Annotated in this window: 12 protein-coding genes and 1 pseudogene; 7 read left to right on the forward strand and 6 right to left on the reverse strand. The window is 74.7% G+C overall.

The features are described 5' to 3' along the window. Window positions 1-17: 17 nt before the first annotated feature. Window positions 18-890, reverse strand: coding sequence for an alpha/beta hydrolase (locus tag ABZ354_RS27155; protein WP_358661085.1), 873 nt, complete (start codon window positions 888-890; stop codon window positions 18-20). A 110-nt stretch (window positions 891-1,000) separates the two neighbouring features. Continuing rightward, on the reverse strand, window positions 1,001-3,448 hold the full coding sequence (locus tag ABZ354_RS27160; protein ID WP_358661087.1) for a DEAD/DEAH box helicase: 2,448 nt from the start codon (window positions 3,446-3,448) through the stop codon (window positions 1,001-1,003). Window positions 3,449-3,939: 491 nt separating this feature from the next. Here ABZ354_RS27160 and ABZ354_RS27165 point away from each other — a divergent pair, with 491 nt between their 5' ends. Continuing rightward, the gene (locus ABZ354_RS27165; protein ID WP_358661088.1) at window positions 3,940-4,677 is read left to right on the forward strand and encodes a ferritin-like fold-containing protein; all 738 of its coding nucleotides are present in this window, start codon (window positions 3,940-3,942) and stop codon (window positions 4,675-4,677) included. Between the two features lie 62 nt (window positions 4,678-4,739). Here the strand turns inward: ABZ354_RS27165 and ABZ354_RS27170 are convergent, their stop codons facing one another. The 4 genes from ABZ354_RS27170 to ABZ354_RS27185 all read right to left on the reverse strand — a co-directional run bounded on the left by ABZ354_RS27170 (window position 4,740) and on the right by ABZ354_RS27185 (window position 6,722). Then, the gene (locus ABZ354_RS27170) at window positions 4,740-5,009 is read right to left on the reverse strand and encodes a hypothetical protein (protein WP_358661090.1); all 270 of its coding nucleotides are present in this window, start codon (window positions 5,007-5,009) and stop codon (window positions 4,740-4,742) included. A 214-nt stretch (window positions 5,010-5,223) separates the two neighbouring features. Further along, the gene (locus ABZ354_RS27175; protein ID WP_358661092.1) at window positions 5,224-5,451 is read right to left on the reverse strand and encodes a DUF3107 domain-containing protein; all 228 of its coding nucleotides are present in this window, start codon (window positions 5,449-5,451) and stop codon (window positions 5,224-5,226) included. 159 nt (window positions 5,452-5,610) lie between these two features. Then, window positions 5,611-6,255, reverse strand: coding sequence for a TetR/AcrR family transcriptional regulator (locus ABZ354_RS27180; protein ID WP_358661094.1), 645 nt, complete (start codon window positions 6,253-6,255; stop codon window positions 5,611-5,613). A gap of 242 nt (window positions 6,256-6,497) precedes the next feature. Next, window positions 6,498-6,722, reverse strand: a complete 225-nt coding sequence (locus ABZ354_RS27185) for a hypothetical protein (RefSeq protein ID WP_358661095.1) — start codon at window positions 6,720-6,722, stop codon at window positions 6,498-6,500. Between the two features lie 239 nt (window positions 6,723-6,961). Here ABZ354_RS27185 and ABZ354_RS27190 point away from each other — a divergent pair, with 239 nt between their 5' ends. The 6 genes and pseudogenes from ABZ354_RS27190 to ABZ354_RS27215 form a co-directional block, all read left to right on the forward strand. Then, entirely contained in the window at window positions 6,962-8,083 is a 1,122-nt protein-coding gene (locus ABZ354_RS27190; RefSeq protein WP_358661097.1) for an alpha/beta hydrolase, read from the forward strand. Window positions 8,084-8,091: 8 nt separating this feature from the next. Continuing rightward, complete coding sequence (locus ABZ354_RS27195) at window positions 8,092-9,693, forward strand: DUF3152 domain-containing protein (protein WP_358661099.1); 1,602 nt, start codon at window positions 8,092-8,094, stop codon at window positions 9,691-9,693. Between the two features lie 286 nt (window positions 9,694-9,979). Then, a complete protein-coding gene (locus ABZ354_RS27200; RefSeq protein ID WP_358661101.1) occupies window positions 9,980-11,713 on the forward strand; it encodes a DUF3492 domain-containing protein in 1,734 nt (577 codons plus the stop codon). Continuing rightward, window positions 11,713-12,954: a hypothetical protein gene (locus ABZ354_RS27205; protein WP_358661103.1), complete on the forward strand. Its 1,242-nt coding sequence runs from the start codon at window positions 11,713-11,715 to the stop codon at window positions 12,952-12,954. Before ABZ354_RS27200 ends, ABZ354_RS27205 begins: the two co-directional genes overlap by 1 nt. Before the next feature lie 407 nt (window positions 12,955-13,361). After that, window positions 13,362-14,324 (forward strand): NAD-dependent epimerase/dehydratase family protein, encoded by a 963-nt coding sequence (locus ABZ354_RS27210; RefSeq protein WP_358661105.1) that lies wholly within the window; start codon window positions 13,362-13,364, stop codon window positions 14,322-14,324. Further along, a pseudogene (locus ABZ354_RS27215) lies at window positions 14,312-14,573 on the forward strand (hypothetical protein); the annotation flags it as partial. The gene ABZ354_RS27210 and the pseudogene ABZ354_RS27215, both read left to right, overlap by 13 nt.

The following is a 14,573-nucleotide window of genomic DNA, read 5'->3' on the forward strand; positions in this document are numbered from 1 at the left end:
TTCCTTCCCTGCCCCGGCTACCCGGCGGTGGCGGCGTCCCAGAAGTCGGCCAGCGCGCGGGCAGTCGGCAGGGGCCGGTCCGTGTTGGGGGAGTGCTCGGCGCCCTCGACGACCGTGCGGCGGGCACCCAGCCGCAGCGCCATGTCGTCCAGGTCGGGCACCGGCCAGGTGTCGTCGTACGCGCCCGACACCACGTGGAACGGCAGCGGTACGGCGGCGAGTTCCGCCACGCGGTCCGGCTCGGCGCACAACTGCCGCCCGGTGGCGAGGAGTTGGGCCGGCCTGGTGCCCAGCCAGCGGCGGCGGAGCTGGGCCTGGTCGCCGGGGCCGCGGGCCGGGCCGCCGACCTCCTCGGGCGGCCCCATGGCCTGGATCGCGACCCACACCTCGTCCATCGCCATCGTGCCGAGCGCGTCCCGCAGCAGTTTCACACGCTCCCGCTGGTCGTCGGAGATCTGCGCGGGTCCCGAGGACATCAGGGTGAGCGAACGGAACGGGGCGTGGTCCCGCAGAACGGCGGCCCGGGCGATCTGCCCGCCCAGCGAGTGCCCGACGAGATGCACCCGGGTGCCCAGGGCGGCCGTCTGGGCGAGGACATCGCGCGCGAGCTCCTCCTGCGCGTAGGGCGACTCGTCGTCGGCGGGGCCGTCCGACTCGAACTGCCCGCGCCCGTCCACGGCGACCGTCCGGTAGCCGCGCGCCGCCAGCGGCTCGTGCAGCAGCGTGAAGTCCTCCTTGCTGCCGGTGAACCCGGGCAGCAGCAGCGCGACCCCGCGCGTCCCGACGCCGTCGGCGACGGGCATGTCGACGACGGCGAACCCACCACGCGAGGTACGCAGCGCGTAGGCGCGAGCGCCCGGGGGCCGCTGGAAGGAGGCGTTCTTGCTCACGAGCGGGAGCGTATCGGGTGGCGGGGCACGGTTCGCAGCCACACCCCGGTGCCGGAAACGACGGCGGCCCGGCCCTCCGTGGTGGGGGACCGGGCCGTCTCGGCGAGCTGTCAGCCGTCCGCGGGCTCCGCGGACGCCGTGGCCTTGCGGGTGCGACGCGCCTTCGGCCTCGCCTCGGCCGGGTCACCGCCGTCCGCCTCGGCGGGCGCCGCGGTGGCCTTGCGGGTACGGCGGCGCGGGGCCGCGGCCTCCGGCTCCTGCGCGGACTGCGCCGGGATGCCGACAGCCGGGCCGGCCTCGGCCGGCTCGGAGGCCTTGCGCGTACGGCGGGTCTTCGGCCCGGCCTCCGTCGCCTCGGCGGCGGCAGCAGCGGCGTCCGCGGGGGCAGCGGTCGCCGTCTTCCGCGTGCGACGACGCGGCTCGGCCCCGGCCTCGGCGGCCTCCGGCTCCTGCACGGCGGTGGCCGCCTTGCGGGTACGGCGGGTCTTCGGCCTGGCCTCCGCGCCCTCGGCGGTGTCGACCGCCGCCTCGGCGGCGGCAGCAGCGGCGTCCGCGGGGGCAGCGGTCGCCGTCTTCCGCGTGCGACGACGCGGCTCGGCCCCGGCCTCGGCGGCCTCCGGCTCCTGCACGGCGGTGGCCGCCTTGCGGGTACGGCGGGTCTTCGGCCTGGCCTCCGCGCCCTCGGCGGTGTCGACCGCCGCCTCGGCGACGGCCGCGGCTTTGCGCGTGCGGCGCGGCTTCGGCTCCGAGGGCTCCTCGGCCGGGGCCGCCCGCGTGGTGCCCTCGGCGGTGTCGAGCGCCGTCTCGGCAGAAGCGGCGGCCTTGCGGGTGCGGCGGCGCGGCCTGGTGGCCGTGGCCTCCCCCACCGGGGCCTCCGCCGCCGGGGCGGTCCCGGCTGCCGGAGCGGCTTCGGTGTCCGTCGCGTCCGTCCCGGCGGGCGTCACCGCTTCGGCCGTCGCCGCGGACTTCCGCGTACGGCGGCGACGGGGCTGCTCGGAGACCTCGGCGACGTCGGACGGCGTGCTTTCGGCCGTGGCCACCGCGCTCTCGGCGGCGGCCGTCGGCTCCGTGGCCGTCGGCTCCGCGGCCGGTCCCTGCTCGGCGGAGACCCCGCCGCGCATCCGGCGGCGACGGCGCGGCGTACGCGGGGCGGTGGCCTCGTCGGAGACCGCCACGGCGTCCTTCTCGGGGGACGCGACCGGAGCCGTACCGGCCGGCGCGGCCTCGTCCAGCGGGGCTCCGCCGCGCATCCGGCGACGGCGCCGCGGCGTACGCTCCGAGCGCTCCCGCTCGTCGGACCGGGAGTCCGGCCGGGAGTCGGTCCGGCCGCCGCCCCGGGCACCGCGCCCGCGCGGCCCGCGGCCACCCGGCTCGCCCAGGTCCTCGAGCTCCTCCGCGTCGAGCCCGGCGCGCGTGCGCTCCGAGCGCGGCAGGACGCCCCTGGTGCCCTCGGGGATACCGAGGTCGGAGAAGAGGTGCGGCGAAGTCGAGTACGTCTCCGGCGGGGCGGCGAAGCCCAGGTCGAGCGCCTTGTTGATCAGCTGCCAGCGCGGGATGTCGTCCCAGTCGACCAGCGTGATCGCCGTACCCTTCGCGCCCGCGCGGCCGGTGCGGCCGATGCGGTGCAGGTACGTCTTCTCCTCTTCCGGCGACTGGTAGTTGATGACGTGCGTGACGCCCTCGACGTCGATGCCGCGCGCGGCGACGTCGGTGCAGACCAGCACGTCCACCTTGCCGTTGCGGAAGGCGCGCAGCGCCTGCTCGCGGGCACCCTGGCCGAGGTCGCCGTGGACCGCGCCGGAGGCGAAGCCGCGCTGCTTGAGCTGGTCGGCGAGGTCGGCGGCCGTGCGCTTGGTGCGGCAGAAGACCATCACCAGCCCCCGGCCGTCGGCCTGCAGAATGCGCGCGACCAACTCGGGCTTGTCCATGTTGTGCGCGCGGTAGACGAACTGCGTGGTGTTCGCGACCGTGGCGCCCTCGTCGTCCGGCGAGGTGGCGCGGATGTGCGTGGGCTGCGACATGTAGCGGCGGGCGAGACCGATGACCGCACCCGGCATCGTGGCCGAGAACAACATGGTCTGGCGCCGTGCCGGAAGCAGCTTGATGATCTTCTCGACGTCGGGCAGGAAGCCCAGGTCGAGCATCTCGTCTGCCTCGTCGAGGACCAGGGCCCTGACGTGCTGCAGGTTCAGCTTCTTCTGGCCGGCGAGGTCGAGCAGCCGGCCCGGGGTGCCGACGACCACGTCGACGCCCTTTTTCAGGGCCTCGACCTGGGGCTCGTAGGCCCGGCCGCCGTAGATCGCGAGGACGCGTACGTTGCGTACCTTGCCCGCGGTCAGCAGGTCGTTCGTGACCTGCGTGCACAGCTCGCGCGTCGGGACGACGACGAGTGCCTGCGGGGCCTCGGTGAGGTCCTCGGGCCGGGCGCGGCCGGCCTCGACGTCGGCGGGAACGGTGACGCGATCGATGAGGGGCAGGCCGAAGCCCAGCGTCTTGCCGGTGCCGGTCTTGGCCTGGCCGATGACGTCCGTGCCGGAAAGGGCGACGGGGAGAGTCATCTCCTGGATCGGGAAGGGGGTGACGATGCCGACGGCTTCAAGGGCTTCGGCGGTCTCGGGGAGAATCCCGAGGTCTCGGAACGTCGTAGTCAGGGCGCTGCCTCTTCTGTGTGTGCGGTGCGAGGCGAGCGCGGGGGTCGGTGTCGGACCGTGCCAGGGACGTCGGCCGCCGTACGGTCGGGCCGTAGGACACGGGACCACTGCTGACGCTCTAGCGCTCGTACCGCTGAGGTGTCCCTCCGGTCGTCGTACGCACTGAGGCGTACGGCCACGGAAGGCTGTCGGGTCGGAGCCGATCGGGCCTCCGACCGGGCATCCTCATACGTGCGCCCCGTCGAGATGGCTCTGCATTGCCACGGAGTACTCGGCAGGCGCATTACCACCATACCCCGGATTCGCGCACACGCGATGGCCGATTTGGTCACGTAGTCGTTGTCACACTGGTTGACCAGGGACTTCCACGTGACGGAGAGCGGGCTATTGTGCGCTCCATGACGACCCCTGACAACGCCTCCGACGCACCCGCCGAACCCACCGGAGTCGCCGCCGAGGACTGGGCGACGGCCTCCGCCGTCCCGCAGTACCGCGCCGCGGTCGTGGACCTGCTCGGCGCGCTCGCGTACGGGGAACTGGCGGCGTTCGAACGGCTCGCGGAGGACGCGAAGCTGGCGCCCACCCTGGAGGACAAGGCCGAGCTGGCGAAGATGGCGTCGGCCGAGTTCCACCATTTCGAGCGGCTCCGGGACCGGCTCACGGAGATCGGCGAGGAGCCGACGCGCGCGATGGAACCGTTCGTCACGGCGCTGGAAGGCTTCCACCGGCAGACGGCACCCTCGGACTGGCTGGAAGGCCTCGTCAAGGCCTACGTCGGCGACTCGATCGCCAGCGACTTCTACCGTGAGGTCGCCGCCCGGCTCGACGCCGACTCGCGCCGCCTGGTGCTGGCCGTACTCGACGACACGGGGCACGCCGGGTTCGCCGTCGACCGGGTGCGCGCCGCGATCGACGCGGACCCGCGCGTGGGCGGCCGGCTCGCGCTGTGGGCACGGCGGCTGATGGGCGAGGCGCTGTCGCAGTCGCAACGGGTGGTCGCCGAGCGCGACGCGCTGTCGACGATGCTGGTGGGCGGCGTCGCGGACGGGTTCGATCTCGCCGAGGTCGGCCGGATGTTCTCCCGCATCACCGAGGCGCACACGAAGCGGATGGCGGCGCTGGGCCTGGCGGCCTGACCGCGCCGTTCTCAGGCGGGGCCGGTGCGCTCGTCAGGAACGTCGGCGCCCGCGGCGGCGGCTCAGGCCGTCGCCGAGCGTCGGCGGAGTCTTCCCGCGGGGCGCAGCAGCAGCGACAGCGAGGCGACCGAGACGGCGGCCGATCCAACGAGGGTCAGCAGGATGCCGCCGGCGTCGAGCGCGCCGTTGGTGAGGAAGGCACCCAGGAGGGCACCGGCGACACCGGTCGACAGGACGAGTGGGCGGGCCGGGAGCCGGTGGGGCAGACGGCGGGCCGCCGCCCAGGCGAGGACGAGGCCGAGCATCGCGGAGCTGAGTGCTTCCAAGATCACGTCGGGGTCCCTCCCACGTGGCCGGTCCTGTCATAGCGGTCCAAGCCCGTCTTACCCCTGACCTGCGCATTCCAACCCTCTCCCACGGCCGGGATGTACTCCGTCAGGGCACGCGCCGGGGGGAGCGGAGGGAGCGGGCGGGAGAGCGAGGGGCCCGGTGGTCTGCGCGACCGCCGGGCCCTCTCCATGCCGCGCCGTGGCGCGGCCGTGTCGTCTACAGCGCGCCGAAGCCCACCTTGCGGGGGGCGGGCTCGCCGATCTCGACGTACGCGAGGCGGTCGGCCGGGACCAGGATCTTGCGGCCGTGCTCGTCCACGAGGCTCAGCAGCTGCGACTTGCCGGCGAGCGCCTCGGACACCGCGCGCTCGACCTCCTCGGCGCTCTGACCGCTCTCCAGAACGATCTCGCGCGGCGCGTGCTGCACGCCGATCTTGACCTCCACGGCTATGTCCCTCCGACGGTCAGTGAAGTGCGCGACCTTGCGCGCCGTACGCAGCACACATTAGCCCGGTGAGGGGACGGACACGCTGCGGCCGGGAACGCCAAGAGCGAACAGCGGGCGGGAATGCCGCCCGGCGTGCGCCGGGCGGTGCTCCCGGTCTCAGTGCTGCTGGTCGGTGCCGTGCAGGGGGTAACCGGCGATGCCCCGCCAGGCCAGCGAGGCCAGCAGCTGGACGGCCCGGTCGCGGGGCACGCTGCGGTCGCTGTGCAGCCACGAGCGGGCCACCACCTGCGCGAGGCCGCCCAGACCCGAGGCGAGCAGCATCGACTCGGCACGCGACAGGCCGGTGTCCTCGGCGATGACGTCGCAGATCGCCTCGGCGCACTCGGTGGTGACCTTGTCGACGCGCTCGCGCACGGCCGGCTCGTTCGTCAGGTCCGACTCGAAGACCAGCCGGAACGCGCCGCCGTCGTCCTCGACGTACGCGAAGTAGGCGTCCATCGTCGCGCGGACGCGCTGCTTGTTGTCCGTCGTCGACGCCAGTGCGTGGCGCACCGACTGGATCAGTGACTCGCAGTGCTGGTCCAGCAGTGCGAGATACAGGTCGAGCTTGCCCGGGAAGTGCTGGTAGAGCACCGGCTTGCTGACGCCGGCGCGCTCGGCGATGTCGTCCATCGCGGCCGCGTGGTAGCCCTGCGCCACGAAGACCTCCTGCGCGGCGCCCAGCAGCTGGTTCCGTCGGGCACGGCGCGGCAGGCGCGTGCCCCGTGGGCGTACCGCCTCTGTCTGCTCGATGGCTGTCACGCCGCCTCCCAGTCAATCGTTCATGTCGCGGTGTGATCCGCGCCGCCATCGTACTTTTCGGTAACCGTGCTGTGCGCGGTGCGAGCGCAGAATTTCACGGACCGGACGGTGGCGACACCCGTGCAGACCGTTTTGAACAGGCACAGAAGGGGCACAATGCGGCCTTCGTCAACCGGATTTCCGGCCGATGGACCCCGCCACCATCCTGCGCCCCGTTCACCTGCGGGCTTCGGTGGTCCGTCTCACCGGTAGTCGTCCTCGTCGAGCGCGACGACCCGGGCCTGCTCGACCAGGTCGGCCTCGTTGGCGCGGTCCGGTTCCACGCCGGTCAGCGGGTCGTCGGTCCGCGGAGCGACGTCCGCCTGCTGCTCCGCCGCGTCGGCCTCCGGCGCCTCCACGCCGACCTCCGGGGCCTGCTGTTCGTCGCCGTCCTCGAAGGTCTCGGGGTCGGTCGGATCTACGGCCATCACGGGCTCCCTTCCTACGAACGTCCCTGAAATGCAGGGGCCACACGCGGGTGCCCTCCGTACGAGCCTAGGAGACACCCGGTCCGTACGCCATGCCATCCGCGTCCGGGGCGTTACGCGCTGCGCACGCCGAGGTCCGTGCGGGTGGGTACCCAGCCGTGACCGGTTCTTGCAGAACGGCTGATTCTGTGACCGTCGACACGTGAACCGCCACGTGATCGTCTCGTAACATTGCCCGCATGTCTTCGACCGATCTCCCTTCCGTGCAGGCGCCCCAAGTCCTCCCGAAGGTGGCGCCCGTGCGGGTCGCGGAGGGAGAGCGGCTGAGGTCGGTCGAGCTTCCGGGAATCACCCTGACGGTGCGTTCGAGACCGGCGGAGCGCGCGGGGGTGCCGCGCGCGCTGTTCGTGCACGGGCTCGGCGGGTCCTCGCAGAACTGGTCGGCGCTGATGGCGCTGCTGGCCGACGTGGTCGACGGCGAGGCGGTCGACCTGCCGGGCTTCGGCGACTCCCCGCCCCCGGACGACGGCGACTACTCCATAACCGGCCACGCCCGCGCGGTCATCCGCTACCTCGACGGCGCCGGACACGGCCCCGTGCACCTCTTCGGCAACTCGCTCGGCGGCGCGGTAACCACCCGGGTCGCCGCCGTACGGCCCGACCTCGTGCGGACCCTCACGCTCGTCTCGCCAGCGCTGCCGGAGATCCGCGTCCAGCGCAGCGCCGTACCGACCGGGCTGCTGGCGGTGCCCGGCGTCGCCGCGCTGTTCACGCGGATCACCCGGCAATGGACGCCGGAACAGCGGGTCCGGGGCGTCCTCGCCCTCTGCTACGGCGATCCCGGACGGGTGACGCCGGAGGGCTTTCGCGACGCCGTGGAGGAGATGGAGCGGCGGATCCGGCTGCCGTACTTCTGGGACGCGATGGCGCGGTCCGCGCGCGGGATCGTCAACGCGTACACGCTGGGCGGGCAGCAGGGCCTGTGGCGCCAGGCCGAACGTGTCCTCGCCCCGACCCTCCTCGTCTACGGGGGCCGGGACCAGCTCGTCGGCTTCCGCATGGCGCAGCGGGCCGCCCGCGCGTACCGCGACTCCCGGCTGCTGACGCTCCCGGAGGCGGGCCACGTGGCGATGATGGAGTACCCCGAGACGGTGGCGATGGCGTTCCGGGACCTCCTCGCGGACACCGGAGGCTCCGGGGTGGGGGCGGACGGAGCCGATGCGACCGGTGAGACCGATGATGCCGACGGAATGACTGGGGTGGCCGGAGTGGCCGATGGGGTCGGGGTCGTCGGGAACGCCGGTGGGCCGGAGATCGATGCGGACGGTGCCGACGGCGCCGACGAGAGCGCGAAGGGCTGACGCGAGAGGTGGGGCGCCACAGCCGTCGCGGGCCCGCTCCGAAGAGCGGCGCCGCGGACAGGACGGGAACGCCGGGGACATCCGGCACATCGGGAACATCGGGCACGGGAACGCGGAAGGGGCGGCCGTCCGAGGTGGGGCGGTCCGGCGGTGGCGCCGGTCCCACCGGCCCGGCACCCCCGGAGGCAGCGGGCCCGGCCCGTGCGGCGCCGACCGCGCAGGGCGGCATGTGGCTGCAGGACGGGACCCCCGCGCGTGGCGTGCCCCGGGTCCCGGACGCCGGGCCGCGTTTCGCCGACGGGCCGCCACCGCCGGCCCGCGGCGTGCCGCGTTTCCCGGACGGGACGCCGGCTCATGGGGTGCCGCGTTTCCCGGACGGGACGCCGGCTCATGGGGTGCCGCGGTTTCCCGACGGGACGCCGGCTCATGGGGTGCCGCGGTTTCCCGACGGGACGCCGGCCGACGGTGTCCCCCAAGTGCGTGGTGCTCATCCCGAACAGCGTGAGGGAGGCGGTGGCTGGGGAGACTTGGGTGGGCGGACCGGTGCCGGGTACGGCGTACCGGGCGCACCCGGAGCGGCCGGACCCTCCGGATCGCCCGGTGCCCCCATCCCGCGTCAGCGGCAGTCGCCCCCGGCCGGACCACGGCCGGAGTACCTCGACGCCTTCGACGAGGACGACGACGTGTTCGCACCCCCCACGTCCCGCGCCCGCCGGTCTCCCGCCGACGGGGACCCCACCGACCCCCACACCCTCCGCGCCGACGCCGGTGACGACGGCGCGCCGCCGACCGGTGAGCCCGCGCAGACCAGGGGCGGCAGGGGCCGCACGTTCACCGGCATCGCCGCTGCCGCCGTGACCACTGTGCTCGCCGTCGTCGTGGCCGGCCAGGTCGCCGACGGGTCCGACGGCGCCGACACGTCGTCCCGGTCGGCCGTCGACCGGCCCGGGGACGAGTCCGCCGCTCACGGCGACGCAGGGTCGGCGCCCCGCGACGCCGCGCCCGCGCCGCTGACGTACGAGCAGAAGATGAACAAGAGGTATCCGCTCGGCGTGAAGCTGAAGGCCTCCGGGAAGTTCGAGGCGGTCTCCGGGGTCGACAGGGCGCCCGGCAAGGGGCAGAAGTTCACGTATCGCGTGGACATCGAGAAGGGGCTCGGTCTCGACGGCGAGCTCTTCGCGCAGGCCGTGCAGGCGACGTTGAACGACGACCGGAGCTGGGCCCACAACGGCGCCCGTACCTTCGAGCGCGTCCACTCCGGCGACGTCGACTTCGTGATCACCCTCGCCAGCCCCGGCACCACCGACGACTGGTGCGCCAAGTCCGGTCTCGACACCAGTGTCGACAACGTCTCCTGCGACTCGGCCGCCACCCAGCGCATCATGATCAACGCCTATCGCTGGGCGCAGGGCTCCGAGACCTACGGTGACGCGATCCACGCCTACCGGCAGATGCTGATCAACCACGAGGTCGGCCACCGCCTCGGCCACAACCACGTCACGTGCGACAAGAACGGCGCCCTCGCGCCGGTCATGCAGCAGCAGACGAAGTTCCTGGAGTACGACGGCATCCGCTGCCTGCCCAATGCCTGGCCCTACCCGGGTGCCTGACAGCCGGGCCGGCTCCCGCCCGGCCCGGATTGGCTCCCGCCGGCCGGCGTCGTCCCGGTCGCCCGTCGGCAGTCCGGGCCGATGGCCGCAACGTCACCCTGCGTGACGATCTCATCGCTTGACGCGGTGGAACGCATCGCGGGGCGAAAAGTCACGCGCGTTCACCCCTTCTGGTGGCGCGACGGACAACCGTCCAGCACAGCACCGCCCTGTCCGCATACGTTCGTCCCGCTGTGAGCCGCCGAGTCAACGGCGGCTCCCTGGACGGGAGATCGGGGGTGCACTCGTGCGCGTCGGACTGATTACAGAGGGTGGCTACCCGTTTGTGGGCGGTGACGGCATGCTCTGGTGCGACCGGCTCGTGCGCGGACCCGGGCAGCACGAGTTCGACGTCTACGCGCTCAGCCGCAGCCGACGGCAGGAGGCCGAGGGCCACATCCCGTTGCCGCCCCAGGCCGGCAGGGTGCGCACCGCGCCCCTGTGGACCGCCGAGGACGACGGGGTCGTGTACGGACGCCGTGCGCGTCGGCGCTTCGCCGAGTGCTACGCCGCCCTCGCGTCCGTCGTGTGCGCGTCCCGCACCGCCGGTGCCGCCGCCCAGCGCACCGCCCCTGAGGCGGACCGTTTCGGCACCTTCGCCGACGCCCTCTACGGTCTCGCCGAACTCGCCCGCGAGGAAGGCGGCCTCGTCGGCGCCCTCCGTTCCGAGACCGCCGTATGCGCCCTGGAGCGCGCCTGCCGTGCGCCCGGCGCCCAGCAGGCGGCGCGCGAGGCACGCGTCCCCGACCTGCTCCACGTCGCCGCGCACCTGGAACGCGCGCTGCGTCCCCTCTCCCTCGACTGGTACGAGGAGGACGCGCTCGGCGCCGTCGACGTGTGCCACGCCGCCTCCTGCGCGGCCGCCCTGCCCGGGCTGGTCGCCGGGCACTTCCACGGCGTGCCGCTACTGGTCACCGAGTACGGGGTGCAGCTGCGGTCCCACTACCTGAGCGCCGGCCGGGCCACGCCCGCCGTACGGTCCCTGCTCGCCGCCTTCCAGGGCAGCCTCGCCGCCGAGACGTACCGGCGCGCCGCGGTGATCACGCCCGGCAACATCCACGCCCGTCGCTGGCAGGAGAGGTGCGGCGCCGACCGCGGGAAGCTCCGTACGGTCTACCCGGGCATGGATGCCGAGCCGTTCGCCGAGGTCGGCGAGGCGCCGCAGGACGCCGCCCGGGACACGCTGGTCTGGGTCGGCCGGGTGGAACCCGAGAAGGACCTGGTGTCCCTGCTGCACGCCTTCGCCGGGATCCGCAAGGAGGAGCCGAAGACCCGGCTGCGGGTCGTCGGCGCCCCCGGCGGGCCCGAGGGCGTGGCCTATCTGGGCCACTGCCGGGCGCTGGCCGCGCAGCTCTTTCCCGACGAGGCGGACGGGCCGCACGCCGTCGGCGCCAACCCGGTGTCCTTCGAGGAGATCGGCGGGCCCGAACTGTCCACCGTCACCGACGCATACGCTTCCGGTGCCGTCGTCGTACTGTCCAGCGTGGTCGAGGGCTTCCCGGCCGGCCTGGTCGAGGCCATGCTCTGCGGGCGCGCGACGGTGTCCACGGACGTCGGCGCGGTGGTGGAGGTCGTCGGCGGTACGGGCCTCGTCGTACCGCCGCGCAATCCGCGAGCGCTGGCCAAGGCGTGCGTGGCGCTGCTGCGCGATCCGGCGCGCCGCGAGCGCCTCGGTGCCGCCGCCCGTGCCCGCGCTCTCGAACTGTTCGCCGTCGAGCAGAACGTCGCCGCGTTTCACGGCATCTACCTGGAGATCGTCTCGCGCAACCCGGTCCGTCGTGTCGCCCTCGACGACGCCGGGGACCCGCTGCCCTTCGCCGTCCCGGCGGAGTCCCGCATGCCGGGCTGCTGGGGGGAAGCGAGACGGGCCTGCGCCTCGGCCGCGGCGTCGGCCGCGGCTTCCGCGCCGGGCGCCGTCTCGGCCCCCGGCGTGGTGTCCGCCGCCGCGCCGGCCCGGGCTTCCGTCCCGGAGGGTGCGTGATGAGTGGTCCCGGAGAGCTGGATCTGCCCAGCACACCGGACGGCCCCGACGCCCGGGAAACCGGTCCCGCCGTCGGCGGCCGACGGCAGGCGGCGCCCGCCGCCCGGCGCGGCGCCGCCGACCCGGTGAAAGCCCTGCTGCACCAGCACCGGGACCTGTGCGAACGGGCCGTCGACGCCCTGGAGATCGCGGCGGGCCTGGAGGCCCGCGGTGTCACCGACCGGACGGCGGCACGCTTCCGGCACCGGGACGTCTTCTCGCTCGCGGAGGAGATGTACGCACGCGCGCCGCGCGAGGCGCGTGCGGTGCCGCCGCGTCCCGCCGACCGCCCCGCCGACCGTGTCACCGACCGTCCCGCCCCCATGGCGCGCACCCGCTGGGCGTTCCTCACCGTGCTGCCCGGAGCGCTGTGCGCCGCGACCGTGGCCGCGCTCCGGCTCACGGACGGGCAACCCCGGCTCGTCGCGGCCGTGGCGGGCGTCCTCGCCGTGCTGCTGAGCCTGCGCGCGGTGCTGAGGCGCGGCCCGCTCAGTCCCGCACACCGTGGTGCCGCCGGACAGCCCCGGCACGGCACCGGCGTCTGGACGTGCTGGCTCGTCGGATACGCCCTCCTCGGTGACGGTCTGCTGGCCGCCGCCGTCGTGGGCGGCCCCGACGGCTTCCCCACCGGCGGCACGGGCGACACCGACAGCCCCTGGCCGCTCTCCGCGGCTCCGGTCCTGGCCCTCGCCCTCGGCTGCGTGCCCGCCGCCTGGAGCGCCCACCTCTTCGCCGTACGCGCCCGTCGCAGAGTGGAAGTCAGCCGGGGCCTGGAGGAGTTCGCCGCCTCCGTACGGCCGTTGCTGTTCGGCGCGTTCGTGCTGTTCCTGGGCGCGCTCGCCGTCCTCGTCGCTCTCTGCGGTGCCGCCCTCGGCGAGCCCGCCGCCCCCGCGCAGGCCCTCACCCTCGGCGCCCTGCTGTTCCTCGCCCGGCTCCTCACCGTCCACGGTTTCCGGCACGCCCCGGCGCTCGTCCTCACCACCGCCGCGACGACCGAAGGGCTCGCCCTCGCCACGGTGTTCGCGGGCCGCCTGCCCGGCTGCGGCTTCCTCGCCGTCCCCGTCGACACCCTCTTCATCGCCTGGGGCCCGTCCGCCGTCCCCGCTCTGGCCTGCGGTGCGACGGCCCTGACGCTGCTGATCCACGCGACGCAGACACTGACCCGCGCCTCGGCCCACGCCACCCCGGAACGCCCATGCTGACGCGCCCCGCCCCGCACGCCCCGGCGCACGCCGACCTCCCCGGGGGCGACCCCGGACCCGCCCCGGCGAGCCCGCGCCCGCGTGCCCGGTGGCGGCAGGCCCTGCGCGCCGGGCCGACGCCCGGTGCGCCGCAGGCCCGCCGTACCGGGCGCCGCGTACGGTCCCGCCCCGGCCGGGCGTGGTCCCGGCCGTACGACGCATCCTCGGCGAGCCACCGCCACCGGGCCCGGGCGCCAACGGGCACCCGCTCCGCCGGCACAGGCACCCGCACCGCCCCCTGCCGGCACCGCCCTTCCGCGTATCGCTGTCGCCCCTCCGGCGCCACCCCTTGAAGGAGACCACCACATGAACACCTCCCGCCCCGGCGCCCCGGCACCCGTCGGCGCACGCATCCCGGGAGCCGCCCGATGAGGGTCCTGCTGATCGGAGCAGGCGGCTACATCGGCCGCTACGTCGCCGACCGTCTGCTCGCCGACCCGGCCGTCCAGCTCACCGCGCTCGGGCGCGGCGACGACGCCGACGTCCGCTTCGACCTCGCGTCCGGCAGCCCCGGCGCGCTCACCCGCTTCCTCGACGCCGTCCACCCCGGTGTCGTCATCAACTGCGCCGGCGCCACCCGGGGCGGCGCCCGCGAACTCACCCGGCACAACACCGTCGCCGTCGCCACCGTCTGCGAGGCCCTGCGCCGCAGCGGCTGCGGCGCCCGCCTGGTGCAGGTCGGCTGCAGCGCCGAGTACGGCCCCAGCCAGCCCGGTTCGTCGACCGCCGAGGACGCGGTGCCGCGACCGGGCGGCCCGTACGGCGTCAGCAAGCTGGCCGCCACCGAACTCGTCCTCGGCTCCGGACTCGACGCCGTCGTGCTCCGCGTCTTCTCGCCCGCCGGGCCCGGCACCCCCGCCGGCTCGCCCCTCGGCCGGCTCGCCGAGGGCATGCGCCGCGCGATGCAGTCCGGCGACGGCGAGCTCAAGCTCGGCGGCCTCGGCGCCCAGCGCGACTTCGTCGACGTACGCGACGTGGCCCGTGCCGTGCACGCCGCCTCGCTCTCCGCGGCGCAGGGCGTCATCAACATCGGCTCCGGCCGGGCCGTCCGGCTGCGCGACGCCGCCGCCGTCCTCGCCCGTGTCGCCGGATACGGCGGCTCCCTGCACGAACTCGACGGCCCGCCCGGCGGCCACCTCCGGCCCGTCATCGGGCACCCCCGCAGTGACCCCGACCACGCGGCCCCGATCGCCTACCCCTACCCCGACGGGTGCGGCAGCTGGCAGCAGGCCGACGTGCGCACCGCACGCGACCGGCTCGGCTGGCGGCCCCGGATCAACCTCGAGGAGTCCCTCGCGGACATCTGGATGGAGGCCGCATGCCGTATCTGAGCAGCACGCTGACGGGCGCGGCGAGCACCGGCATACGGCTCGGCGTCGGTGTCCCCGGCCATGGGCACCCCCGGCTCGCCACGGCGGAGTGGCCGCTGCCCACCCGCCCCGGCACACCCCTGGACCGGGTCGTCCTCGACGTCGCCGACGGCCCCGGCGCGCAGCCCGACCCGCAGTGCCTCGCAACCGCCGGCCGGCCGAGGACGCGCCCCGGCGGCGCCGCGTGGTTCGCAGTTCACCACAGTTTAA

The sequence above is a fragment of the Streptomyces sp. NPDC005925 genome (assembly GCF_040638805.1).
In the GTDB taxonomy this organism is placed as follows: Bacteria; Actinomycetota; Actinomycetes; order Streptomycetales; family Streptomycetaceae; genus Streptomyces.

Excerpts from the sequence above, each read along its gene's own strand:
- ABZ354_RS27160 (WP_358661087.1), bottom strand. The coding sequence starts at position 3,448 with ATGACTCTCCCCGTCGCCCTTTCCGGCACGGACGTCATCGGCCAGGCC.
- ABZ354_RS27165 (WP_358661088.1), top strand. The coding sequence starts at position 3,940 with ATGACGACCCCTGACAACGCCTCCGACGCACCCGCCGAACCCACCGGA.
- ABZ354_RS27185 (WP_358661095.1), bottom strand. The coding sequence starts at position 6,722 with ATGGCCGTAGATCCGACCGACCCCGAGACCTTCGAGGACGGCGACGAA.
- ABZ354_RS27190 (WP_358661097.1), top strand. The coding sequence starts at position 6,962 with ATGTCTTCGACCGATCTCCCTTCCGTGCAGGCGCCCCAAGTCCTCCCG.
- ABZ354_RS27205 (WP_358661103.1), top strand. The coding sequence starts at position 11,713 with ATGAGTGGTCCCGGAGAGCTGGATCTGCCCAGCACACCGGACGGCCCC.
- ABZ354_RS27210 (WP_358661105.1), top strand. The coding sequence starts at position 13,362 with ATGAGGGTCCTGCTGATCGGAGCAGGCGGCTACATCGGCCGCTACGTC.